This window comes from Oceanisphaera sp., assembly GCF_052084945.1.
Classification (GTDB): Bacteria; Pseudomonadota; Gammaproteobacteria; order Enterobacterales; family Aeromonadaceae; genus Oceanimonas.
Genome location: NZ_JBQDEX010000176.1, coordinates 1 through 3,310 on the forward strand (window position 1 = coordinate 1; position 3,310 = coordinate 3,310).

General features: G+C 46.3%; 3 protein-coding genes and 1 pseudogene. 3 read left to right on the forward strand and 1 reads right to left on the reverse strand.

Annotated elements, in window-relative coordinates; translation table 11 throughout:
- Nucleotides 1–49: 49 nt before the first annotated feature.
- Nucleotides 50–484: pseudogene (locus ACTHY5_RS11655) on the reverse strand (bile acid:sodium symporter); the annotation flags it as partial.
- A 180-nt stretch (nt 485–664) separates the two neighbouring features.
- Between ACTHY5_RS11655 and ACTHY5_RS11660 the strand changes: the two are divergent.
- The 3 genes from ACTHY5_RS11660 (at nt 665) to ACTHY5_RS11670 (ending at nt 3,073) form a co-directional block, all read left to right on the forward strand.
- The gene (locus ACTHY5_RS11660) at nt 665–1,444 is read left to right on the forward strand and encodes an AraC family transcriptional regulator (protein WP_441879873.1); all 780 of its coding nucleotides are present in this window, start codon (nt 665–667) and stop codon (nt 1,442–1,444) included.
- Between the two features lie 158 nt (nt 1,445–1,602).
- Entirely contained in the window at nt 1,603–2,643 is a 1,041-nt protein-coding gene (locus tag ACTHY5_RS11665) for a PLP-dependent cysteine synthase family protein (protein ID WP_441879876.1), read from the forward strand.
- Between the two features lie 208 nt (nt 2,644–2,851).
- Entirely contained in the window at nt 2,852–3,073 is a 222-nt protein-coding gene (locus ACTHY5_RS11670; RefSeq protein WP_441879879.1) for a hypothetical protein, read from the forward strand.
- The last annotated feature ends 237 nt before the right edge of the window (nt 3,074–3,310 follow it).

Sequence of the window (3,310 nt, forward strand, 5' to 3'; positions counted from 1 at the left end):
TTACGCGAAGGTTAAGACGCTAACTGCTCAAAAAACGTTCGCGATCTTGCCCTGCTAATAACGGCGTTAAAACAATGCCGAAAATACTAGAAGCCGAGGCACTGCACACAGCAGCGGGAATATTCCCCCCCGCTAAAGCAGTAAAGGCTATCGCCGATTGTACTGTACCGGGCAGTACACATAAAAATAACACCCCCATATACAACTGCTCGCCTAACAATGGCAGTAATATCGGTTTAGCGAGTACCCCCAACACAGGAAACATCACAAAAGTGCAGCCAAACACCAGCAAATGTAATCGCCAGTGAGTGGCTCCAGCAATAATGGCGTGGCGAGATAATTTAGCCCCGTGCATAAAAAATAACAGTGCTATGGCCGCCACAGTTAACCCATCAAAAAATACCGCACCTTGCCCTTGTGCCGGCAACAAGGTGGCGGCGGCCACCACTCCCAGCAAAATCAGAGTAAAATTATCAAACAACAAACGTAAATGGCCCAACATCATGCTCTCCGAATAACCGTAAGCCATTATATTAACGGAATAGCGAGTTGCAGTTTGTCGACATTGGGACCACTAGTGTCGGTGAAAGGACAAAAGTAGTACTCTAGTGAATGAATAACCATAAGAAGTTAGATAGTGTTAATTTTTGGGAGGCTCAGCATCATGTCTATTTCTCAACAGCAACTGCTTAGTCAACTCGAGCATTTAACCCAATTACCCCGCCCTCTGTTGGGGCAGCAGGTGTCGTTACCTAATCACGCCATTCACGCTCCACACCGCCACCCTTGGGCTCAACTTTCTTATGCCATTCACGGAGTGATTAACGTACATACGCCAAGGGGACAATTTGTGGCACCGCCCACCCATGGCATATTGATCCCCCCGAATATAGAGCATGGTGTGCATTGCTCAGCTAACACTGTTATTCGCAGCTTATATATAGAAGCTCGCTACCTTCCTTGGCAAAGCTGCCAAGTGTTAATCATTGATGCCTTACTTAAAGAGCTGATTATTGCCTTTAGCCTGTTCCCTGTTGAATACGATGAGCAAGGTGCAGAGGGACGATTAGTTGCCGTGTTACTTGACCGCCTAGCCAGCGCTAAGGTAAGTCACTTAATGCTACCTTGGCCAACAAGCCCGCCGTTAATAGACTGTTGTCGTTATTTAGCTAAGCACCCTGATTGTTGCCAACCCTTAGCATTTTTTAGTACGCCGCTTGCTATTAGCGATAAAACCTTAAGTCGCGCTTTTAAAAAAGAAACCGGCATGAGCTTTCGCCAATGGCGACAACGTAACCGCTTATTGGCCGCACTGCCATTATTAGAATCAGGTATGCGTATTACCGATGTCGCACTGGCCTGTGGTTACGACAGTCTCTCGGCCTTCATTGCCGCTTTTAAAGCTTTACTCGGTACCACTCCCGGTGAACACCTTATTAAATAGCCCTCAAAGAGCAGCAGCTAACATCACCAAAGCATTCTTTAATAGAGTTACCCACTGCAAACCATTAACATACCAGCAAAATACATATCCGATTAACAACGCTTTACGGATATAATTTTATTGTTATTTTTTATTACGCTTAGCGTTGGGATCTTGCCATGAACCACTGGACTCGTACTGCCCTTAAAACTTTATCTAGCGATCAGCTGCGTACCTCTGACACACACTTGTATTTATTGGATATACCAGGCATAGATGGCATTGATATTTACCTAAAAGATGAGAGCACTCATCCTACCGGTAGCCTAAAACACCGTTTAGCACGCTCTTTATTTTTACACGCCATTTGTAGCGGAAAAATAAAGGAAGGCACTCATATTGTAGAAGCGTCATCCGGCAGCACAGCCGTATCTGAGGCTTATTTTGCTAAACTACTCGGTTTGCCTTTTACCGCCGTAATGCCGCGCAGCACAACCTGCAAAAAAGTAGAGCAAGTTAAACATTTGGGTGGGCAGTGTCATTTTGTTGACAGCGGCTCTCAGGTGTATGCCGAAGCCGAGCGTTTAGCCCAACAAAATAATGGCCACTATATGGATCAATTTACCTTTGCTGAGCGGGCCACCGACTGGCGGGGTAATAATAATATTGCCGAGAGTATTTTTCGCCAACTGGCAGAAGAGCCCCACCCTATTCCCCGCGCTATTGTGATGAGTGCCGGTACCGGCGGCACCTCAGCGACCTTGGGTCGTTATACCCGCTATTTAGGGCTAGACACCCAGTTGGTGGTAGTGGACCCTGAACACTCGGTGTTTTATGACAGCTATCAAAGTGGTGATCTCACCTTGGTGAGCCAAGCCAATGGCCGTATTGAAGGCATTGGCCGACCACGAGTGGAAGCCTCATTTTTGCCTGAAGTGATCGATGAAATGATTAAGGTGCCCGATGCCGCCAGTATTGCCACTCTGCATTGGTTAACGCCTATTTTAGGGCGTAAGGCCGGTGGCTCAACCGGTACTAATCTGTGGGGTGTATTACAGCTGGCCAAGCGCATGCAAGCTAATGGCGAGCGCGGCTCTTTAGTCACCTTAATGTGTGATGGTGGCGAGCGTTATTTAGATACTTACTATAACTCCGACTGGGTAGCCGAACACATTGGCGACTTAACGCCCTATCGTGAACAACTCGCCCAATTGAGTTAAAAGCCAGCCACAGCGGTCAGCTTTCAGCTGTTATAACCAGCAACTTTTTACCACAGGGGCTAGGGTGACCGCGGTAAGAAACACACACCTGCTTGTCGCTTTATTGATCTACATCAAAGCAAAAAACTCACTTTGACTGCTATTTATTATTGACTAGAGAGTCAGGTGGGCATAGGATGATCTTAAATAAGCATTTGAGGTGCACATTATGAATCATCCACGTTTACTTCGTCTTGCCAATATTTCTATGATTGTTTTTCTTATCTTATGTTGCGGGGCGCTAAGCATTGCTTATCTGCAAGAAGAAAAGGTTTCACTGGGCATGACGGTGTTTATGCACATCACTTTGGTGATCAGTGCTGCGCTATTTAAGCTTGCTTATGTGGTACGTTTAATTGCCCAAGATAAAATGGGTCAACCTTTGGTGTAGCAAATGCTAAAGACAAACATTCAACACTATTTCTCACCCTTGCGCGCCTTTGTAGAAGCCGCTTCAGCTGGCTGATTTTGCGCAGCAAAATATTAGTTTAAACAAGCGCCGATGGCTAGTAATACCAATCTAAGTAAAAATGTGATCTGATTTAAAGCTGGACCGAGAGGAAACAGAGTCACCTTCCACGACACGCCATAAACCCATCCATGGGGGCTCGGGAAATGCCATCCCTGG

Coding starts and splice junctions, on each gene's coding strand:
- ACTHY5_RS11660 (WP_441879873.1), top strand. CDS start 665: ATGTCTATTTCTCAACAGCAACTGCTTAGTCAACTCGAGCATTTAACC.
- ACTHY5_RS11665 (WP_441879876.1), top strand. CDS start 1,603: ATGAACCACTGGACTCGTACTGCCCTTAAAACTTTATCTAGCGATCAG.
- ACTHY5_RS11670 (WP_441879879.1), top strand. CDS start 2,852: ATGAATCATCCACGTTTACTTCGTCTTGCCAATATTTCTATGATTGTT.